This window comes from Paenibacillus sp. FSL L8-0502, assembly GCF_038593055.1.
GTDB classification, from domain to species: Bacteria; Bacillota; Bacilli; order Paenibacillales; family Paenibacillaceae; genus Paenibacillus; species Paenibacillus polymyxa_D.
Genome location: NZ_CP151958.1, coordinates 1,109,320 through 1,128,971, shown reverse-complemented (window position 1 = coordinate 1,128,971; position 19,652 = coordinate 1,109,320). Strand labels below are relative to the sequence as shown.

Sequence of the window (19,652 nt, the reverse complement as noted above, 5' to 3'; positions counted from 1 at the left end):
AGATACCGAGTCCCGTAACGTTGAAAGAAGGGCTTGGCTGCTTTTAATTAATTCGAGCAATATGCGAATCCATTTTTTATGTTTTCCTTTTTAGCTATTCACCTAATCAGCAACGATACCAAGTTCTTGTCCCTTTCGGCAATGGAATCAAGTCTTGTACTCCGACACCTTTGTAGTCTTTTGTTGTTGAGGATTTTCCATTGGTTCAAAATCGGGTCAGTCCCATCACCGCGGGAGCTTTATTTCTGGAATTATTCATTTTACCTTTAAAGTTTAGGATTACCTGTCTGAACAAGAATAAATTCAATGCTCACCTTATATGTAGCTTCCACATGTAGTGAACTTTGGCTTGGGTGATGGATTTACGTGAGGATAAAGACTTAGCAAAACAGAATTTATAGAGAGGCATGATGAACATGGTTTTGGAGGATATGCATTATAGGAAATGGCGTCCCAGTGAACGAATAAAGTCAACCGACCCTGAGTCTCAAAAAGTGAATTAAAAATTTAGTGATCTTATGGAGATGCTAAAAAAATAAACTACCAGCAGTCGATTTTGAACAAATTGAAGTCATGCTTGATTTACTAAGCGAATCAACTTCCCTACACTCGGCAGCAGCGTTCAACCACGGCTATCGAACGGGGCATTAACGATGATTGAAGTGTTTAGCGGGAACACGAGTTTATACCAAAACGAGTGTGAAGGAACCAGTAATGGATAGGAAGATTTAACGAATGAGTTCAGAAAAGAGCAGCGAGGTTAGACCACCTGCTCTTTCAAAATAAAAGCGGGCAAACCACTCCGATCTAGTATTTATAGTACCTGAGTTATAATTCGTGAATACTCCGCTAAATTGACGGGAAGCTTGGCGTTTTCGTAATAAAGAGAGTTTCCTTTTAATATAATATCTTTTTTCATCACATCATTATAGAGGACTGTTTGACAAGTCTTGCAGCTCTTATTGCATAATGATGACGTTTTCCACTCAGACATAGATGACTTGCTATACAGGATGCTGGAAAAACATCTTCGGGCAGTTGTAATGTGTACGTAAGGGTATACTAATTCCCTGCTAAAAGGGAGCACATCAGTATCAGCATCATCAATATCATTATTATTTACCAGATCAAGATTGTCTTTGATATCCAGCTTATTACCTTGTATTCTATTATCATATTGAATAGCAGAAATTTTATATTTACGCATGAACCTAATATTGGGGACAAACCCTCCCGCAGTATTCTGTAAGGCAATTTTCGAATCATCATCAAGCTTGGGAAAATAGTTTGCAATAGAAGGACTTTTTTTAGCTTTATTCAGTAGTCTACCTAAAATAAGTTTAAAGCGGCCGGGATAATGATTTTCAATAAAATACAACATTCCGAAATCATTAACCACCAACTCATCAAAAATAGATGCTTCACTTACTTCCTTTAAGATGTTTACAATCGTGTTCATACTTTCATCCGTCATATAAGGAGTAATCAAGGTTAGCTTCATGTCGTGCTGCTCACAAAAGCTGATAACTGATTTTAGCTCCCTTACTGTTAAGAAAGCACGCGGGCAAAACTCCTGTCCATAATACAGACGCTGATACTGGTTCTCCACATTCGTTAATTTACGCAGGTCGTCAACCATCATCGCTTTTTCCATATTATACACTCCCCTGAACATTATGAATGCCATTTACATGGTCCAGAATTTCCGGGTAGTAGCAATGTGTAATCAATTGATCGTTTTTCCAGCTATTCTGACATATTTGCGAAGAAATCATGTGATGGTACTCTTCGAAGTTTGCCACCTCGCCGCATAAATCTATCGCTGATTTTATCATCCTGATATCACTTAAAACCTGACTTCTGTCTGAAGCTCTCCCGACCAATTTCAAGCTATCAACCGATAATTGGTTCAGATAATATAAGCTGCAAACACCACAGTCACCCTTATTGTCTAAAATCCAGTTTAGCTTTTTCTCCAGCAGTGGTACATCATACGGTATGGGCGTAATACTCTCAATAACCTGATATCTCAAAACACATGGAGGATTAAAAATGACCCCATCATTGTTATTCATAAATCGAGTCCCATGCACAAAATTACAAAAGCCATCTATATAAGTACAGCCTTCATTTTTGATAAAAACCTCAAACTCTGTATTTGGTGAGCTTTCAATTATGATTTTCATTTCTGCCATGGACAAGGAACGGGGCAAAATAAGCCGATCCGCATGAAATTCTTTGGTGTACATTTCTGCTGTGTAACAGTTAAAAATCGTGCCGCCTGTACTGATATGCACATCCACATTCGTTTTCTTATCCGCAAAATAACCGGCCAAGCCCAAATCAGCAAAAATAATAGCATCCACTTCACAACGAACAGCTTGCTCCAAATAGTAATCCAGGATACCAAGCTGCTGGTTGTTATAGCAGTGTTCGTTCATCGTAAAAAATACCTGGCACCCATGAGCATGCGCTATATTCACGACCTCCGCAAGTTCAGCAAAACTGGAAAAGTTCGCATCAGGCCAAGGTCTGCGATTCAAGGCAACGATATAGTTATACCGATCCAACCATTGTTCATCAATGACGCCACAATAAAATTCTTCGGCTCCGGCCTGAATAAAAGGCACTAAATCATCAATGGTCACTAATCCTGTACAAATTCGCATATGTCTACTCCTTTACCAGAATTCCAGCCGATTTTTCAGCCAGATGATGACTAATGATCGCTTTCAACAAAACAATTGTAAACTCCCGAAACAGGACACATGCATTGCTCTGAAGCTGATTAATCAATAAATTGCAACGTCCTCCGCACATATATCTTGAAAAACAACTTTTACAAGGTGCCAAATCGTCCACAGAATCGATACATCCTATCTCGTCGCTTGATTTCTCCAAGCCCGCCTTAGCATATCTATTGCAGCGAAAAAGCGCTCCATCACCATTTACTTGAAAAGAATGTACCCCAGCTTCGCAGGGAAACAATTGGGTTTGATTCGAGTCCAACATACTCAGCATTTTTGCAATATACTCATACTCATTTAATTCACCATAAGAAGGATGGGTATGACGCAAGTTTTTAATGTGGTTTTCTCCCTCTTGCAATTCCTCCTCCGAATACAAGGGACTACAGCCCCTGTGCCATTTTTGTAGAAAAAAATCCAGGTAAGCTGTTGGGCTACTAGGTCTGTAGTCTGCAACGAATTCAGGACGTTCCAGCGGTCCTTCAATTACACTGAAATCAGTCAGATGTAACCTGCGCGCAAGCTGGGCAATTTCGGCCTGAGCCTTGTCCGTGTTTTCCAGTTGATAAACACGCTCTATTTTCACAAAATTAGAAAGGTCATTTGCTCTTTTATGATGTTTAAATTCCGAGCTATAACTGTAATCCGTGACTTCTGAGTAGGGGTTCTCCCTATGAAAATGACCATTTTCGATATCATAGCTAAAAACAGCTTTTGGGGAAACGCGAATTAAGATGACCTCGGTATTCATCCACTACAACTCCTTCGAATCCATCATTAAAGTGCTTTTGGAGGGTACCTCTGTGTTGTTGTAGCTTCTACGGAAAATGAAGACATACAAGCAAAATAAAAGGCTAAACAAGGAATAGATAATCAGGAGTACAGCAATACTGTAGCTTTCAATAAGATGCCCACTGATGATAAGCATCATAGATAGGAGAAGATTATGTACACTGTACACAGTAGATACGGTTGTCGCCCTGCTAGTTTCGCTCGTGATGCTGGTATCAATGTGACTTTGTATTTTTGGAATAATGATCCCCCAGTTAAACCGAAACAAACAAATCAATACGATCCCAAGCCAAATGGACTTGGTTAACGCCATCCCTAAAAAAACAACAGCAAGGATCAAAGGATTAAGTATATATATATACTTCCCTTTGATTAAATGTGATAACTGAGCAGAGATGAGTGGAATAATGCCGAAAAGAGCATAAATAACTCCAAAAAAAGTCGGTGAAATTTTTAAATGCTGTAGATAGGGTTGATATTGAAAGAATACTGAGGTTAGAATGATAGCTGTGAATATATAGTAAATAGAAAATAATAGTAGTTGCCTGTTGACTTTGATTTCCTGAAAGGATTCCTTCATTATTTGTAGAGGGCGAACTCGTTGAAACGCTTTTTTACCTGTTTTGTCTTCATAAACTCTCTCCTCATGAACCAGACACACAAAAAACACCGCTAAAAAATTAGAGAATGCCGAAATGTAAAAAGTAACCGAATAGCTATATTGAATAACTACTGAGCTTAGAAGAGCAGCAGCAATCGTAGACAAAATACTTGCTGAAAAAATTTTTCCGTAGCTACGGTTCAAGACATCAAGCTTGTCATGCTTTTCATGAAGCTTATAAATCAAGCCTTGTTCCGAACCTGATATGAAGGATGAGCCCAATGCAAAAATGATATGAGCTATAATAAGTAGCATATAAGTTTGTAATGATCCCATAAGAAAGATACCAATACATTGAAAAATCGCTCCGATAAGGATAGCCTTTTTCTTCCCAATCAGGTCTCCGATCATTCCCGTGGGTATGTCAAATAGTATGGATGCCGTATAGTAACTGGCCATTACAATCCCAATTTGGGTATAGTTAAGCTTAATCATATTACTAAAATAGAAAACCAAAATGGAATTATATACATAGAATGTGTTCAGAAACCTCAATAAACCAAATAATCTGACCTGACTTTCAAACTTTTTAACCACCTACGCTTCCCCTTCCTCATCAAACAGGCTTACTTCCATTTCAAGTTCCCATAAATGCTCAATCTCATTACGAATACGCTCATTTTCCTCAAAAGAATCAACTGACCAAGTCACAACTCCAGCCACATCACCGGAACTGCCGCTAAAAGACAAGCAGTCACCCACTTGTGGTAAAATATCAGCCCGCTTCACACCTTGTATCTGAAGAAAGTCAGAGCTTGGGGTGACGTGTTTAACCCTTCCTTTCTTCTTATAGAGCAGCAGATACCCGCCATTCGTCTGTGGATAATATTGATTGAAAAGCGGCTGTTCGCCGACAAAAGCGCGAGCCCCCTCCAGTAGCGGGTTTACTCCACATGTATCCTCTATACCAAAAATAATTCCTCCGCCTGCAATTCGTGCCGCTGTTTCGCAAAATAAGATCTCCTGCTGCTTAGTGACTAATAGTTCAGTATGAGCTACTCCACTTGTGATCGGCATTGCACTCAATACTTTGTTATTTGCCGCGATAAGCTGTTGGACCAAGGGCATCTCATGGTCAGGGTAAAAATACCCGCACAGTGGCTTCCCCTCCCTGCATTCCAAAGTGCTATGCGTATAGCAGGCAACTGAAGTGAATGCAACTTGGTTATTATATACAATGCTATCCATATGGAACATTTTTCCATCAATATATTGTTCAATCTCAAATTTTCCGGCATGGTCGTTAAGCAATTGTTCATATTCGTGGATGTTATCCAAATGAACCCGAAACGTATGAAGGGACCCCGCTCCGTCAATTGGTTTAATAATGGCCTCGGGAGCATGTTTAGATAAAAAGTCGATTGCATCAGCAAAGTGGTGAACGGTTCGATATTCAGGAATAAGAATAACTTTCTCTTGAGCAAGATGATTTTTCATTTTTACCTTATCTCTAAAAAAATCACCATCTCTCCCGATGACTCCACACGTAAGACCCAATCGCTCTCTAAGCAAAGCGGTAAACTGCACCAAATCCTCACTCTCGGAAAAAATACCGTTCACGGGCTTTTCATCATGCAGTGTTAGTATAAACTCAACAACTTGAGGTGATGTTAAATCTTCGACACACAAGAAATGGTGATAATGATCACTACAACGCTCAATCAAACGTTGATTATTAGTAATCAACGTTTTTTCATACCTTAAAGAGCTCAAGCCTTCATTCACAATACGAGAAAAGTTTTCGAATTTCGCGAAAATTACATAATGTTTATCCATCCCTAATCCTTTCGTTTTATTGATAGAGAGACCTGGCATTTACAAGATTCATACAAAAAGAAAGTCCCCATTTTTTCAAATATAAAAGCAAATGTTCTTCTGACAGAAAAAAAGCATAAGTTTGTTTAATTTCCTGTTCAAACTCAGCAGCCTGTATATCTGCTTGCACCTGTGTCATCCCACTTTCCCTGCTAAACTCACTATAAAATCGTAAATGCTGGCGATTGTTAAAAGGTATTTTTTGAATGGAATACATAGCAGGATCGGCAGCAATAGGAGAATTTTCAAATAGAATAAAACGGTTATATCGGATATCTATACAATAGGGAAACAGTTCCCGTAGCCGTGCTTGATTAGCAAGAGCTTCTTCACTGGTTTCACCTGGAAACCCGATCATCGCTGTTAATTTCACCGCAATCCCAGCCTCATAGCAACTCTTAATCAGCACAGGCGCATATTCAAGATCTATTCCTTTGTTCATCAGTCTGGATACCCTTGTTTCAAAGGTCTCTACTCCAAAAGAGATCATGATGCATCCTGCACGGTTTAACAGTTCAAACAATCGGGAATTAAAACCCTTTTCCAGTCTGGCACGACAGGCCCAGGATAATATAAGCTTCCTTTCTACAATTTGAGTTGCTATTTTCTCTAAATCTGTGGGTGAAATACAGCAGTCTCTGAATCGTAATACCGAAAATGTCTGTTGTTTTGAAAAATTCTCCATTAATTGCAGGATACTCTCAATACTCTCTTTCTGATAAGTACCATGCTCTTTAATAGAGCAATAAGTACATCCCTTCCAGTAACAACTTACAGACGCAGCTACATTTAAAACCTCTTCCGGCATTAGAGCACTTGCAGGAAGAGAAGATAAAACGGGTAATGTTATTTTATTGGTGTAATAGTGTTTATTAGTTTCTTCAATATAAGGTTGAAGTTCATTTTGAGTAAGTAACCAAGATAGTTCTTCCAACTTAGATGAATCCTCAACAGCTCTAACCAGTTCGCTCAATCGATAATGCTCATTTCCCAAGCCAAACGAATCCACATGAGAAAACAACAAATGATACTCCTTATCTGGAAGATTTCGCACTAATATTTTTGTATTAATCTGATCCTCCAGATTGCCGAACAGATGAATGTGTAGATTAGAGTTATATTCTTTTAACAATGAAGTCAACGAAAATAAGGGAATAACCTGATCTGGATGAAAAATTGAAATAGCAACCACCTTGACGCCTTCAGGGACAAGATCCGGTAAAATTTCTTTGAAAAAATCAAAATATGGATTGTGTTCCTTCTGTTCGGCAATCCTTAGTACCTCATCAATATTACGTAGATCCACTCCCGGATCATATAAATTCCATCGCAGCACCGCGGGTGAAATCTGTTCACTAATACGATCATAAATCTCAGCGATTTTTTGGCAGGTTTCTTCTAAATGTTCAAAATTATAAAACAGTTCAGCGTCCGTAAGATGAGTGATGATGTCCGAACGCCCCCGAAAAAAGTAATGAAATGATTCCAAATTTAAATCACGGATTTTGGTACCCACTCCTTGGTGATGTAATAAAGCAGCCGCAGCCGTAATATCGGGTGGCACAGACTGGTAGTACCATAAGGGTGGATTAATCAGCAAAATTTCTAATTGATTTTCATCCTTTTTGCTTTTCATAAGTAGTCTCTCTTTCCATCACAAATTGGATCGTATCTTCAACTTGGTGGCTCACTTTCTCTAATTCATCATAAGTATCAGCTTTAAGAACAAAAAAACCATATCTGTCCATACTGCTAGTCATCTCATCCGGTACTGTATCTCCCTCCTTCTTTTCTATAACAATCTCTATGACACCCGGCAAACGTCTGGCTTCTTCCACCCCTGATATTTGTTTGATTTTTCCACTCTTTTGATGGAAATAACGGATTCTTGAAATATCGTTTCGGGTTTCATGCAGGTACTCATCCGGTCTTTCTCCCAAAGCGCACAAAATCGAAGCCTTATGCAGATTTACTCCGTAACTCAAGCTATACAAATCAGTTATACGGTCCCCTGCAAGACGAGTAGAATATTCGATAATATAAATATGTCCCCTGGACAGCACAAATTCCAAATGACAGGGTCCTTCTGTAATTCCAAGCTCAGCCATAAGATTTATGAAGCTGTTTAATAATTGAGTGTATTTTGAAGATTCCATAGATGCTGGAAGGGTATGCTGTAGCTCAACAAAATAAGGAAGGGGAGTTTTCATTTTTTCAGTAATATGGGCAAATTTACAAGCACCTTTAAACATAAAAGCCTCGAAGCTATATTCCTGGCCTCTGATATATTCTTCTACTAGAAATGAAAGATTCGATGGATAACCGAAGTTATCCTCATTCTGAATAATCTTTTCGGCCTGCCTAATTAATTGTTCAGATGTTTGCACACATTTGACTAACATACTACTTGTCATATCAACGGGTTTAACAATAGCGGGGAATTGGATCTGGTCCAACTGCTCCTTTAGTTCGGATACGCTGTGATACAAATGGTAATCTGGATTGGATACATACTGAGAACCTTTTAGCCCGTTTCTCATACACTCTTTGCTGCGGGCATTATGGGCTACATCTGGGCGAATGGAATTCCAGCCAAACTTTTGGGAGATAATCGCGGCGACCGGTACTGCATAGTCGTGACCAGGTACAATACCCGAGTTGCGGGATATATCCGGATGCTGACTGAAAAAATACTCCATTTTCAAGTAAGTAGACTCGGCATCTGTAATGTCACTGATGATTTCAAAATGTACCAGATGCGCCTTCTCCACCTTGGGGCCGCCTTCTCTTCGAATGACAATTACAATCAACTCAAGTTCAGCGGCAAATTCAATATATTTTTCTCCAAAAAAACAAGGCTCCAGTAAAAATATAGCCCTTGAACTATTAGCAGACATACCAAAGTCCTCCTTACGATCCCTCATTGACAGGAATACAATTTTGCGACACTATTCGCTTTATTTCTTGGGTTCCAAGAAGTGTATTTTTCGAGTTCCCCCTGATATTGTTTATTAGTGATAAGGCTGGAGGGCCTACTCTAAGTCGCTTGCTTAGTACCTCCTCCACAAGTGTTGCAGTTGAAGAAGATTTTCTTTTCCAATAATCACAAATACGCTCGCCAGCTCTATTTATTAATTCCGTGGCTGCATACTCAGTGATTCTTTTACCGTCGGATGTAAAATAGTAAAGCTCACAGTCAATTCCGTAGCATGAAGCCCTCCTGAAGTTTTCCTTCACAAAAGTAACGGGAAGAAGTCTTTCTCCGCCTTTGCTTAGGCTTAAATCCAAAAGCGCATAGACTCCGAGATGCAACGCAATATCTTCCCGAAGTGTCGGCTGGATCGGTATAAATCGCGTTTCAAGCAAGCATGCTGTGGGCTTACCGCTGCCACCTACCAGTTTTAATCTCGCAATTTTCCAATTCATTTTTTGATTGAGGCTAAATGCATACCGTGGATCGGATTTCATATGTTTTTGTTGATACAAAGTTGCCCAATAATTATGGAAATTTGCATAATATTGATGAGGAAATGAAACGCGAGTAGACAGAGCTGCCAAAAATTCAGAATAGGTCCGCAAATCATAACCAATCTCCCAAATCAGGTTACGAGTTTCGAGCAATCCGGTTAATCGCCTGTCCAAAATCGGAGAATTGGCCCCAATGGCAATAAAGAGAGGTGAGATCTCAATCGTCTTGTTCAAAAGATCAATAGCAGCCTGATTATAGTTAACCTGTACATTCATTTGTGTCGACTGACACCCGCTAATTAGCTCATGAACACGACTTGATAGATCAACTTCTCCCAAATGAAGCTCAAGGTGATGTTTTCTTGAACTTTTAAACTGGTCGAGTATCATTTGATAATTTTCCCGGTCATCTGTAATTTCCAAGTCAGTAAATGAACCAGGATAGGTACCAAGACGCGCCAGTCTATTATTTTGGGCATGTGCTATGGCTGCCGCCTCTTGCTCCATTTCCTGCATTTCATTTATAAGATTTTCAAGTCCCTCTGCAAGTGTGAAAGGACGGGATACCAATTCAATTTGGCTGGCACCTATTTCCCGTTTTATAAATGTTGCATTTTCAATTACACGATTCCGGACCTTTTCATCTACCAAATTAAACTCAAAATCAAAAAGAAGGTATTCGGTTTCAAAACCCATAATTCCGGATAAATTATTTTTAGTAACCAAAATATTTTTTTCAAGCTGTCTAAGTTGTCGTAAAAAAGCCCTGTTCATTAACGCCGTTGGATTCAATGAAACGGTTTTGGACATACCCTTATTCTCCCATTTGCTCTATTGATTGAGTTGCAATAGGTAATAGTAAGAATCGTTTCCCCGTTTAAGTTTCTGTTGTTTAACTTGCACTATTTTTAGTCCAGCAGCCTTTGCCATCTCCTCTATTTCATGTTTCAATAACATCCGACATCGACAGGTACAACGGCTGGTTTCATTTTCATTTTTATAAACTGTGAAATACATCATTAAGATCTGATTAAAAACATCGATTTTGACTTCTCCATATACTTCAAATGCTTCCCCGTCGATAGTCAGTGATTTAATCACTTTAGGTGCCCCGCCATATTCCATGATTTGATGTTCCGTCACTGGCGTAACATTAACCATTCCAACCCCTTCGGCTGATAAACTTGAAGCAATTACTCTAAAAATATCAAATTGGTTTTTATACGCAGGGAACATTTGGATAGAATTATCCCCAATGTGTACGATGTCAAATTTTTGAGGGCAAGACCAATCATTTAAGTCAGAGCATACCGTATTAATCATATTTCCATGATCGTTATGCTTGTTGAGCAACAATTGCAACGATTCCGGCGAACGATCAACTACAGTTACAGATTCAATAGACTTGTTTATAAAACCAAATAAGTGTTCACCACTCCCTGAAGCCAGGTCCAAAACCCTTGCATGTATCTTCTCAGGCCAGACATCACCAATAAACTTTTGCATTTCAATCGTATCCGGACCTAGAAAATCAAAAATCAGTTCGTCTGTCTCCATGAGTCACATGCCTATCCGGTCCGTCTGCTTCCAATCTACAGGAGAGTATTGATGATCTTCCTCGCCCATAAATCTTACTGCATGGGGTGTGACTTGAAACAATACAAACTGATTTCTTTTCTCATTGCTAAAGGTTTCTTTTATCATAGGGTTGTTTTCCAAAAATAGATCTTCTTCCTTCTTTTCACTCACCCGTTTGGCCTTACCTGCCATTCTGAGCTGAGCCCCGTCTCCAAAATAAGTAAGCTCCACATTCTCACACGTCCGGATTTGTTCAACCTTATCTGTATTGCTGAAGGTAGAGAAATATATATATCCGTTGTGAACAGTCCCCGCATCTACAGGTCTTACATGAGGTTGATTATTGAATGAATCATACGTTGCCAGATAGGCAATAGAAACGTTTTTAATCCATTTTGAATATTCTTCTTGATTCATTGTATTCACCTTCACTTTACTCTTAGTTTTTAATTTCATCCGGGGCAGTCATGAGCTTGTATCCCCAGCCATCCCTTATATAATGCATTAGTACAATCGCGCGATTTAGACTTTCTGGTTTTAATATGTAAGCCGAGTCTTGTTGTTCCACCAGATTTTCTTGAATTAAAACGGACAAAAGAATATTAACATCTTTCTCCATTTCCATTACTTTTTCAAAATTAACTCCTAGATACTGCTCTAACGTTCGTTCCTCGATTTTTCCATAGGCATTCAAATGCCCCCATACAATCGTAAACGCATAATTATCGACTGTAATTTCTTCTTCGACTGAATGTGGAAGTTCTATATAATTTTTAATATAAGGAGGTGTGAAGCGTACACGATTATTATCCCAATATCCCGCAGATCCGGGTCCAAAAGCCAACACCGGCTCAGTTTCACTTATAGCATCTTTTTCATAAGGAAATATATAATCTGGTAAAGAAAAAACAGTATTATCTACTCTTATATATCCGTTTTGTTGTAAAAATCCGCACACTTCTTCATAAACTGAGATTTTATCGGACAATGCTAAAATATGTTTTCCTCTTTTCTCGCATCGCTCGACAAATTCCTTTCCCCCTGGATAAGAGGAGTAGAAAAGACTAACCGAAATATGTTCCGGTCGTATATTCACTGTATCCCTTATGCTTTCCATGACCGTGCTCTGCGTCTGCCCCGGGATTCCGATTAGCAGATCAATATTTAACATGTCGTAATCAATTTCTCGGATCAGGCTTGCAGCCTTTATAATTTTTTCTCGTGAATAGGGCCGTCCCAGCAATTTGAGCTCTTCATTATTAAAAGACTGGGCACCGATACTTACACGATTAAATCCTTTTCTCCTGAAAATAGACAAGGTTTCTTTGGATGCGGTATCTGGGGAAACTTCGTACGCCATAAATTTCATGTGGGTAAATTGTTCTGGGGTAATCCTATTTCGAATGGAATTTATAATAGTGTCTAGCTGACTTTCATTTAGGAGGGATGGGGTTCCTCCACCAAAAACTATCGAGGTGATTGCTGATTTTGGAAATTCAGTGCATTCAATGTCCACTTTCAAGGCTTTAACATACTCATCCATTACATCGAGGTTAATCATCTCCTCTTCCGAAAATTTGGCTGTAAAGTAGCAGTATGGACAGCGCTTCTTGCAAAACGGAATGTGACAATAAATGTGAAAACGATCAATCATTCAAATCCCAACCTTCCACTTTTAAATTGTGGAGCTAGTAACAGAATTTGTTTAAATCGTGGTAGCATGTTTTACATGTTAAACCCCATTTCTTACACAATCATATGAAATAGATCACATTTACTGGAATAAGAACCATTTCAAAAAAAAAAGCATTCTTCGTTCGCTTAACAGAGCTCAAATAGCCTGCTTCAGCTTACATCAGAATACTTCTTTAAAGTCGCTTTTGGGAGATATAAAACACATATACACAAGTATGCAAAGATGATATGCATCTTGGGCTAAGCTTCCACCCGATTCAAAAACACCTTCGTCCGCTCCAACTGCGGATTGCCAAAAATCTGCTCCGGTGTACCGGATTCTGCAATTTCGCCATTATCCATAAAAATGACACGATCCGCCACATCTCGCGCAAAATTCATCTCGTGGGTCACGATGACCATCGTCATATTCTCCTCAGCCAGCTTTTTGATGACCCGCAGCACCTCGCCTGTCAGCTCGGGATCAAGGGCCGAGGTCGGCTCGTCGAACAGCAAAATATCTGGATTCATCATCATTGCCCGGGCAATCGCCACGCGCTGCTTCTGTCCACCCGACAATCGGGACGGATACGCGTCAGCTTTATCCGCCAAGCCGACTTTGGCCAGCAGTTCGGCGCTTTGGCGGCGCAGTTCAGCCTTACTCACCTTTTTCACCAGCTTCGGAGCCAGCTCCAGATTATCCTGCACCGTCAAGTGAGGGAACAGATTAAAATGCTGAAACACCATGCCCATACCGGTGGTAATGCCTTTAATGTCACCTGCCGGAGCGTACTGACCGTTTTCCACCAGTGCTTTATCATGAATGCGGATCGTCCCGCCCGTCACATCTTCCAGGTGTACTAAACTACGGAGCATGGTACTTTTCCCTGAACCTGAAGGACCGATGACAGCTACAACCTCGCCCGCTTTAACGTTAAAGCTCACTCTTTTCAGAACGTCGAGCTTGCCGAACGATTTTTTCAAATCGATAACTTCTATTGCATTAGTATTCATATCCCGACATTCCTTTTACTCGAATTTAAAACGTTTTTCCAGCGCCCTGAAGAATAGCGTCAGCACCAAAGCTAACAACAAATAAATAACCGCTGCTACAACATAAGGTACAATCGAAAAATCGCGGTTTACAGCCGTATTGGCAAAATGCAGCAGTTCCGGTACCGCTACTGCATACAGTAGTGCCGTATCTTTTACTAATGTTGTCGCCTCATTGGTTACCGCAGGCAAAGCGATCCGTACCATTTGCGGCACAATGACTCTTATCAGCGTCTGCGACTTGCTCAAGCCCAGCACTTGCGAAGCCTCGTATTGCCCTTTATCAATCGACAACATTCCGCCTCTAAAAATTTCTGCAAAATAAGCCGCATAATTCAATACAAATGCCAGCACGGCAGCCGTTGTTCGATCCATTACCAGATACTCCCCAATGACAGGCAACATCGGCAGACCAAAACAAAAGAACAATAATTGCAGCAAAAGCGGCGTGCCGCGTATAACATAAATGTACGTGTGCATCAGCCAAGCGATTGGCTTAATCCGGCTTTTGGCCAGCAACGTAACGACAAAACCCAATGGAATAGACAAGATGAGCGTGATGAAAAATAAAATAACCGTCATCTGTGCCCCTTCAAGCATAGGCTTCATAATTCGTAAAATATATTCCATACTCATGACCTTCGACTCCTAAACCTTAGTTCAATACACTACGTATTAATTTAATACTTTATCTTCACCAAACCACTTTTTCGAAATTTCAGCAGCTTTTCCGTTCTTGTGCAGCTCATCCAAAGCGGATTGCAGCTGCGTCAACAGCTCTTCATTCCCTTTTTTCACACCGATGCCGTATTCCTCAGGGGCCAATGATTCATCAAGCAGCTTATACGTCCCTTGTTCCTTCGACATATAATACTTGGCAACGACTTCATCAATGACAACCGCATCCAGACGCCCGGTTTTCAGATCTGTCAAAGCAAGAACGTTATCCGGGTACTCAGACACTGACTTCAATTTACTTTTGATCGGATTCGCATCCAATGCATCGGCTGCTGAAGACAGCGTCTGGAGTCCCACCGTTTTGCCCGCCAGATCAGCCAGCTTGGAAAGACTGGAGGTAGCTGGAACGACAATGACCTGACTGTTTTTCAGATATGGCTTCGTGAACAGCACTTTTTCCTTACGCTCATCCGTAATGGTGTATCCATTCCAAATGAGATCAATACGTCCGCTGTTCAGCTCGGATTCTTTGGCAGACCAGTCAATCGGCTGAAATTTCACCTGTTTACCCATTTGTTCCCCGGCCGCTTTCGCATAATCAATATCAAAGCCGGTCAGCTCATTATTTTCATCTCTAAAGCCCATCGGGGCGAATTTATCATCAATGCCAATAATCAATTTACTGTCGTCCTTACCGCCGGAACACCCGGCCAACACGATCATCATCAATCCAATTAACATCGTAAACATGGCTGCTTTTCTCATCTTATTCCCCTCCAACAATGGTGACCCCCGTATCCAAGAACAGGTGGCAAACGCTTTAGTTCGTTAACACGTTATCAGAGTATCATCATAACACACCGCAGGATACTCGTCGAGAGGAATGAGCGGAATCTTAGCCTTATATAAATGGAAAACCTGTGACGAAAATTTGACCTGTGTTCTATAATGTAAAACCTTACCTTGACATGTCACCTAAACCGTCTTATTATTTCCTAGTATTCTTATATACTTTTACTTATATTAAATTTTCAGCAGCAATAGTATGTAAATCAGCTTGATAGACAGGAGAAATTAAGCCCCATGTACATTTTAAAGCGTCTTTTTACGATGTTCATTACACTGTGGATTATCGTCACTTTAACGTTTATCATCATGCACATCATTCCGGGTGACCCATTCTCGAACGATTCCAAAACCATTCCGGAAGCGGTATTGCAAAACATGCGTGCCAGGTACAATCTGGACAAGCCGCTCGCTGTGCAGTATGTGCTGTATCTCAAAAATCTGCTAGTGCTGGATATGGGCCCGTCTATTCAATCGAAAACGACGGACGTCAATATGCTCATCGCCCGAGGTTTTCCACCTTCTGCATTGCTCGGTATTCAATCCATCGTGGTCGCGATTATTGCCGGAATTTCGCTTGGAACACTGGCTGCTCTACACCATAATCGACCACTGGATTATATCTCGATGTTTATCGCCATTGTTGGTATTTCCGTACCCAGCTTCATATTGGCACCGTTGCTAATCAAGTATGTTGCCGTTCAATGGCACCTTCTTCCGGTCGCCTCATGGGGAACCTGGCAGCATACGGTGCTCCCATCGCTGGCTCTCGCTGTTTCACCTCTTGCTGTTATCGCACGCTTTATGCGGACGAGTATGCTGGAAGTCATGCATGAGGAGTACATACGCACTGCCAAAGCGAAAGGGTTGTCTTCTTGGGCAGTAGTTCTGCGTCACGGATTACGCAACGCGTTGGTTCCGGTGCTTTCTTTTATCGGACCGCTATTCGCTTCCGTCATTACAGGTACCTTTGTCGTTGAAAAAATATTCGCCATTCCCGGCATCGGTAAATACTTCGTAGATAGTATCTTTAACCGGGATTATCCAGTGATTATGGGGACGACCATTTTCTACAGTGCCATTCTAGTCGTTACTTTATTTTTAATTGATATTTCCTATCGCCTTGTCGATCCACGAATCAAATTAGTCAGTAAAGGAGATTAACATGAAAGCAGCACCTACTGTCGAAAAGGACAGTCTGTTCAGTCTTGTAGACCGCAGCCAGATCCCCACCGCCACGTTGACCAGACCCAAAGAATCACTCTGGCGGGATCGGCTACGCAGACTTTTCAACAACAAGCTTGCTCTTTTGGGGCTTTCCCTACTAATCATTATTATTGCGCTGGCGATTGTTGGACCTTCCATGGTTTCTTATGCACCTAGTGATCAATCTCTTTTGAAGACGAATCTCTCTCCTTCCAAAGAGCATTGGTTTGGCACGGATGATCTGGGGAGGGACGTATGGGCACGGACATGGGCCGGGGCTAGAATTTCACTCATGATCGGCTTTGCCGCTGCCGCCATTGATTTGGTGCTTGGCATTCTCGTCGGCTGTGTTGCTGGCTATTGTGCTGGGCAGGGTAAAACGGGCGACCGGATCGACAGCATTCTCATGCGTATTATTGAAATTTTGTATAGTATTCCTTATCTGCTAGTCATCATTCTGCTGCTCGTCATTATGAAGCCCGGTCTGCTCACGATGATTATTGCATTATCTATTACTGGCTGGGTCGGTATGGCCCGTGTCGTGCGTGGGCAAATCTTACAGCTGAAGCAGCAAGAATATGTGTTAGCAGCCCGTAGCTTGGGGACATCTCATTCGCGTATTATCTTCAGACATTTGCTACCAAATGCAGCGGCAATCATTATCGTGAATTTGACGTTCACTATTCCGTCGGCTATTTTTGCCGAATCGTTCCTGAGCTTTCTCGGTTTGGGGATTCAGTCTCCTTCGGCCAGCTGGGGGACGATGGCTAACGATTCACTTGGCGTTATTTTAAGCGGTCAATGGTGGCGCCTATTTTTCCCCGGGCTGATGATATCGCTCACCATGCTAGCGTTCAATACGCTTGGAGATGGGCTTCAGGATGCACTTGACCCGCGTTCACAACATTAACAACAGAGAGATCCCAATTGGACAAGGAGGGGTGTCACCATGATCCGCAGCTTCTCGCCTAACCGCAGGAAGAACGGCAGTTCCTTTATCGAAGTGCGCACACGCGGCATACCTGCAGGAAAGGAGGATGAGTAACTCCCGGTAAGGTGTACCTTATTTTTCGCATAACTAATTACAGTAATGGAGGAAAACCACGATGAAAAAAATGCATTGGATGACGATCATCTTACTTTTGGCCGTAACGGCTTTGGCAGGATGCTCTGGTAATACGGACAAAACAGCAAGCAACGACCCGTCCGCTGCTCCTCAAGCAGATGTCCCGCAAGAAATTACTGCCAATCTGGCAGGTGGAGAGCCTTATACGCTAGACCCTGCTTTCGCATCAGATACAACTTCCTACTTTGTGATTGATAACTTGTATGAAGGGCTGTATACATACGATAAGGCTGGTAAAATCGTAGAAGGTGCTGCTAGCAAAGTAGACGTATCTCCTGACGGCAAAACCTACACTTTTACTATTCGTGACGGTGCAAAATGGTCGAATGGTGACCCACTGACAGCTAAGGATTTTGAATACTCCTGGAAACGGGTACTAAATCCAAAAACAGCTGCCTACGATCCTTCTGCCCTCTACTACATCAAAGGTGCCGAAGCGTACAACACAGGCAAAGGTAAAATTGAAAACGTGGGTGTTACAGCCAAAGATGATAAAACTCTTGTAGTTGAGCTGGAATCACCGCTGAGCTTCTTCCCAACGATCGCCGTGGGTCATGCTTATCTGCCAGTAAACCAATCGGTTGTTGAGAAAAATGACAAATGGGCAGCAGAAGCGGGCACAATTGTCGGCAACGGTGCGTATGTAGCCAAGGAATGGAAACATAACGAACAAATTACGCTGACGAAAAACGATCAATTCTGGAACAAAGATGCCATTACAATGGCAACGATTAATTTTAAAATGGTGCAAGACTCCACAACGTATTATCAAATGTACAAAACGGGCGATCTGGATCTGATTTTGAGCCTTCCCGTGGATACACTGGATCAGGAAAAGAGCAACAAGGAATTCCTGTCGCATCCGTCTTTTAGTGTGTACACCTATTCTTTTAACGTAAAACAAAAGCCGTTTGACAATAAAAAAATCAGACAGGCCATTGCCTACGCGATTAACCGCGAAGCACTGGCTACCAGCGTAACCAAAGGTGGCGAAACTCCGGCTTACGGTTATGTTCCATACGGAACAACAACGCCATCCGGCAAGGACTTCCGTGATGAAGCACCGAAAAAATACTATGAGTTTGACGCTGCAAAAGCGAAACAATTGCTGGCCGAAGGTCTGAAAGAAGAAGGTTTGACCAAGCTGCCACCAGTCACCTTCAAATACAACACTTCGGACAAGCATAAAAAAGTAGCTGAAGCGATTCAGGAAATGCTGAAAACAAACCTGGGTGTTGAAGTGACGCTGGAGAATCAGGAATGGAAAACGTACATTGATACCTTTAAACAGAAGAACTTCCAGATCGCCCGTATGGGCTGGGAAGGAAACTTCCTGGATCCGCTCGGCGTATTGGGGCATTATACTTCCAAAAACTCGAACAACTTTACCAACTGGAGCAACCCGGAGTATGACAAACTGATTGAATCCTCAACCTTTGAGCTTGATCCGGCAAAACGCTTTGAACAGCTCCATCAGGCAGAAGACGTATTGATGGAAGATCTGCCGATTATTCCGATCCAGTTCTCTGCGGACACTGCATTAATCAGCCCTAAGATTCAAGGTATCGTATTTGATGCTCGTTCGAACCCAGACCTGCGCTTTGCGAAACGGGTCGAAAAATAATGATTTTACGTTTTGGGATCATCGCCCTGATTGTCAGTACCTTAGGGTTTCTGTACGCCACCCCCCATCTCTTGAATGGTCGTGAACACATGGCTACTGCAAATCTGTTATTCCTGTTGGGGTTGCTGGGCTTGGTGATCGGTGCAATCTTCCACGTTCTGCAAAGCGGTTTTCTAACCCTCTTCCTGCGGGGATTTGCCGACATCGGACAGTTATTCATTCGTCAATCCAAGACATTACGAGAGGAAAATGAGCGTTTGCGTTCCGATGAATCTTTGTCAGCCTGGAAAACATCCATGTTCCGCCACCTCAAGGTATATACTTCGGGGTGCGGAGCAGGGCTTATCCTTTGCTCGATGATATTAATGGGGATGAGTTAGGTTA

General features: G+C 41.5%; 18 protein-coding genes. 4 read left to right on the top strand and 14 right to left on the bottom strand.

Annotated features, from left to right (window positions below; translation table 11 throughout):
* Positions 1-814 precede the first annotated feature (814 nt).
* From NSQ57_RS05025 to NSQ57_RS04960, 14 genes are all read right to left on the bottom strand, one after another.
* Entirely contained in the window at positions 815-1,654 is an 840-nt protein-coding gene (locus NSQ57_RS05025) for a hypothetical protein (protein WP_342425709.1), read from the bottom strand.
* Between the two features lies 1 nt (position 1,655).
* Entirely contained in the window at positions 1,656-2,669 is a 1,014-nt protein-coding gene (locus NSQ57_RS05020) for a U32 family peptidase (protein ID WP_029517539.1), read from the bottom strand.
* Between the two features lie 4 nt (positions 2,670-2,673).
* Entirely contained in the window at positions 2,674-3,498 is an 825-nt protein-coding gene (locus NSQ57_RS05015; RefSeq protein ID WP_029517540.1) for a hypothetical protein, read from the bottom strand.
* 3 nt (positions 3,499-3,501) lie between these two features.
* Complete coding sequence (locus tag NSQ57_RS05010) at positions 3,502-4,737, bottom strand: MFS transporter (protein ID WP_342425708.1); 1,236 nt, start codon at positions 4,735-4,737, stop codon at positions 3,502-3,504.
* Positions 4,738-5,976 (bottom strand): hypothetical protein, encoded by a 1,239-nt coding sequence (locus NSQ57_RS05005; RefSeq protein WP_165150039.1) that lies wholly within the window; start codon positions 5,974-5,976, stop codon positions 4,738-4,740.
* Between the two features lie 16 nt (positions 5,977-5,992).
* Entirely contained in the window at positions 5,993-7,651 is a 1,659-nt protein-coding gene (locus NSQ57_RS05000) for a radical SAM protein (RefSeq protein ID WP_342425707.1), read from the bottom strand.
* Complete coding sequence (locus NSQ57_RS04995; protein WP_029517544.1) at positions 7,632-8,912, bottom strand: ATP-grasp domain-containing protein; 1,281 nt, start codon at positions 8,910-8,912, stop codon at positions 7,632-7,634. The genes NSQ57_RS05000 and NSQ57_RS04995 overlap by 20 nt, the downstream gene beginning before the upstream one ends.
* Before the next feature lie 13 nt (positions 8,913-8,925).
* A complete protein-coding gene (locus tag NSQ57_RS04990) occupies positions 8,926-10,293 on the bottom strand; it encodes a glutamate-cysteine ligase family protein (RefSeq protein ID WP_069012388.1) in 1,368 nt (455 codons plus the stop codon).
* 21 nt (positions 10,294-10,314) lie between these two features.
* Positions 10,315-11,040, bottom strand: a complete 726-nt coding sequence (locus NSQ57_RS04985; protein ID WP_029517546.1) for a class I SAM-dependent methyltransferase — start codon at positions 11,038-11,040, stop codon at positions 10,315-10,317.
* Between the two features lie 3 nt (positions 11,041-11,043).
* Positions 11,044-11,478, bottom strand: coding sequence for a pyridoxamine 5'-phosphate oxidase family protein (locus NSQ57_RS04980; RefSeq protein ID WP_029517547.1), 435 nt, complete (start codon positions 11,476-11,478; stop codon positions 11,044-11,046).
* A 22-nt stretch (positions 11,479-11,500) separates the two neighbouring features.
* A complete protein-coding gene (locus NSQ57_RS04975) occupies positions 11,501-12,715 on the bottom strand; it encodes a radical SAM protein (RefSeq protein WP_029517548.1) in 1,215 nt (404 codons plus the stop codon).
* A 281-nt stretch (positions 12,716-12,996) separates the two neighbouring features.
* Entirely contained in the window at positions 12,997-13,749 is a 753-nt protein-coding gene (locus tag NSQ57_RS04970) for an amino acid ABC transporter ATP-binding protein (protein WP_029517549.1), read from the bottom strand.
* A 15-nt stretch (positions 13,750-13,764) separates the two neighbouring features.
* Positions 13,765-14,424 carry an amino acid ABC transporter permease gene (locus NSQ57_RS04965; protein ID WP_029517550.1) on the bottom strand — a complete coding sequence of 220 codons (660 nt, stop codon included), beginning with the start codon at positions 14,422-14,424 and terminating at the stop codon, positions 13,765-13,767.
* A gap of 39 nt (positions 14,425-14,463) precedes the next feature.
* Complete coding sequence (locus NSQ57_RS04960) at positions 14,464-15,231, bottom strand: amino acid ABC transporter substrate-binding protein (protein WP_341071706.1); 768 nt, start codon at positions 15,229-15,231, stop codon at positions 14,464-14,466.
* A 318-nt stretch (positions 15,232-15,549) separates the two neighbouring features.
* Here NSQ57_RS04960 and NSQ57_RS04955 point away from each other — a divergent pair, with 318 nt between their 5' ends.
* The 4 genes from NSQ57_RS04955 to NSQ57_RS04940 all read left to right on the top strand — a co-directional run bounded on the left by NSQ57_RS04955 (position 15,550) and on the right by NSQ57_RS04940 (position 19,648).
* Positions 15,550-16,476 (top strand): ABC transporter permease, encoded by a 927-nt coding sequence (locus NSQ57_RS04955; RefSeq protein WP_039272522.1) that lies wholly within the window; start codon positions 15,550-15,552, stop codon positions 16,474-16,476.
* Position 16,477: 1 nt separating this feature from the next.
* Positions 16,478-17,428 carry an ABC transporter permease gene (locus NSQ57_RS04950; RefSeq protein WP_165150033.1) on the top strand — a complete coding sequence of 317 codons (951 nt, stop codon included), beginning with the start codon at positions 16,478-16,480 and terminating at the stop codon, positions 17,426-17,428.
* Positions 17,429-17,624: 196 nt separating this feature from the next.
* The gene (locus tag NSQ57_RS04945; protein WP_342425706.1) at positions 17,625-19,268 is read left to right on the top strand and encodes a peptide ABC transporter substrate-binding protein; all 1,644 of its coding nucleotides are present in this window, start codon (positions 17,625-17,627) and stop codon (positions 19,266-19,268) included.
* The gene (locus NSQ57_RS04940; protein WP_342425705.1) at positions 19,268-19,648 is read left to right on the top strand and encodes a DUF3899 domain-containing protein; all 381 of its coding nucleotides are present in this window, start codon (positions 19,268-19,270) and stop codon (positions 19,646-19,648) included. The genes NSQ57_RS04945 and NSQ57_RS04940 overlap by 1 nt, the downstream gene beginning before the upstream one ends.
* Positions 19,649-19,652: the final 4 nt, after the last annotated feature.

What these genes read in the sequence shown, in the direction of transcription:
- NSQ57_RS05025 (WP_342425709.1), bottom strand. Translation starts at nt 1,654, where the DNA reads ATGGAAAAAGCGATGATGGTTGACGACCTGCGTAAATTAACGAATGTG.
- NSQ57_RS04995 (WP_029517544.1), bottom strand. Translation starts at nt 8,912, where the DNA reads ATGTCTGCTAATAGTTCAAGGGCTATATTTTTACTGGAGCCTTGTTTT.
- NSQ57_RS04965 (WP_029517550.1), bottom strand. Translation starts at nt 14,424, where the DNA reads ATGAGTATGGAATATATTTTACGAATTATGAAGCCTATGCTTGAAGGG.
- NSQ57_RS05020 (WP_029517539.1), bottom strand. Translation starts at nt 2,669, where the DNA reads ATGCGAATTTGTACAGGATTAGTGACCATTGATGATTTAGTGCCTTTT.
- NSQ57_RS04990 (WP_069012388.1), bottom strand. Translation starts at nt 10,293, where the DNA reads ATGTCCAAAACCGTTTCATTGAATCCAACGGCGTTAATGAACAGGGCT.
- NSQ57_RS05015 (WP_029517540.1), bottom strand. Translation starts at nt 3,498, where the DNA reads ATGAATACCGAGGTCATCTTAATTCGCGTTTCCCCAAAAGCTGTTTTT.
- NSQ57_RS04975 (WP_029517548.1), bottom strand. Translation starts at nt 12,715, where the DNA reads ATGATTGATCGTTTTCACATTTATTGTCACATTCCGTTTTGCAAGAAG.
- NSQ57_RS04945 (WP_342425706.1), top strand. Translation starts at nt 17,625, where the DNA reads ATGAAAAAAATGCATTGGATGACGATCATCTTACTTTTGGCCGTAACG.
- NSQ57_RS04950 (WP_165150033.1), top strand. Translation starts at nt 16,478, where the DNA reads ATGAAAGCAGCACCTACTGTCGAAAAGGACAGTCTGTTCAGTCTTGTA.
- NSQ57_RS05000 (WP_342425707.1), bottom strand. Translation starts at nt 7,651, where the DNA reads ATGAAAAGCAAAAAGGATGAAAATCAATTAGAAATTTTGCTGATTAAT.
- NSQ57_RS04960 (WP_341071706.1), bottom strand. Translation starts at nt 15,231, where the DNA reads ATGAGAAAAGCAGCCATGTTTACGATGTTAATTGGATTGATGATGATC.
- NSQ57_RS04970 (WP_029517549.1), bottom strand. Translation starts at nt 13,749, where the DNA reads ATGAATACTAATGCAATAGAAGTTATCGATTTGAAAAAATCGTTCGGC.
- NSQ57_RS04985 (WP_029517546.1), bottom strand. Translation starts at nt 11,040, where the DNA reads ATGGAGACAGACGAACTGATTTTTGATTTTCTAGGTCCGGATACGATT.
- NSQ57_RS04955 (WP_039272522.1), top strand. Translation starts at nt 15,550, where the DNA reads ATGTACATTTTAAAGCGTCTTTTTACGATGTTCATTACACTGTGGATT.
- NSQ57_RS04980 (WP_029517547.1), bottom strand. Translation starts at nt 11,478, where the DNA reads ATGAATCAAGAAGAATATTCAAAATGGATTAAAAACGTTTCTATTGCC.
- NSQ57_RS05005 (WP_165150039.1), bottom strand. Translation starts at nt 5,976, where the DNA reads ATGGATAAACATTATGTAATTTTCGCGAAATTCGAAAACTTTTCTCGT.
- NSQ57_RS04940 (WP_342425705.1), top strand. Translation starts at nt 19,268, where the DNA reads ATGATTTTACGTTTTGGGATCATCGCCCTGATTGTCAGTACCTTAGGG.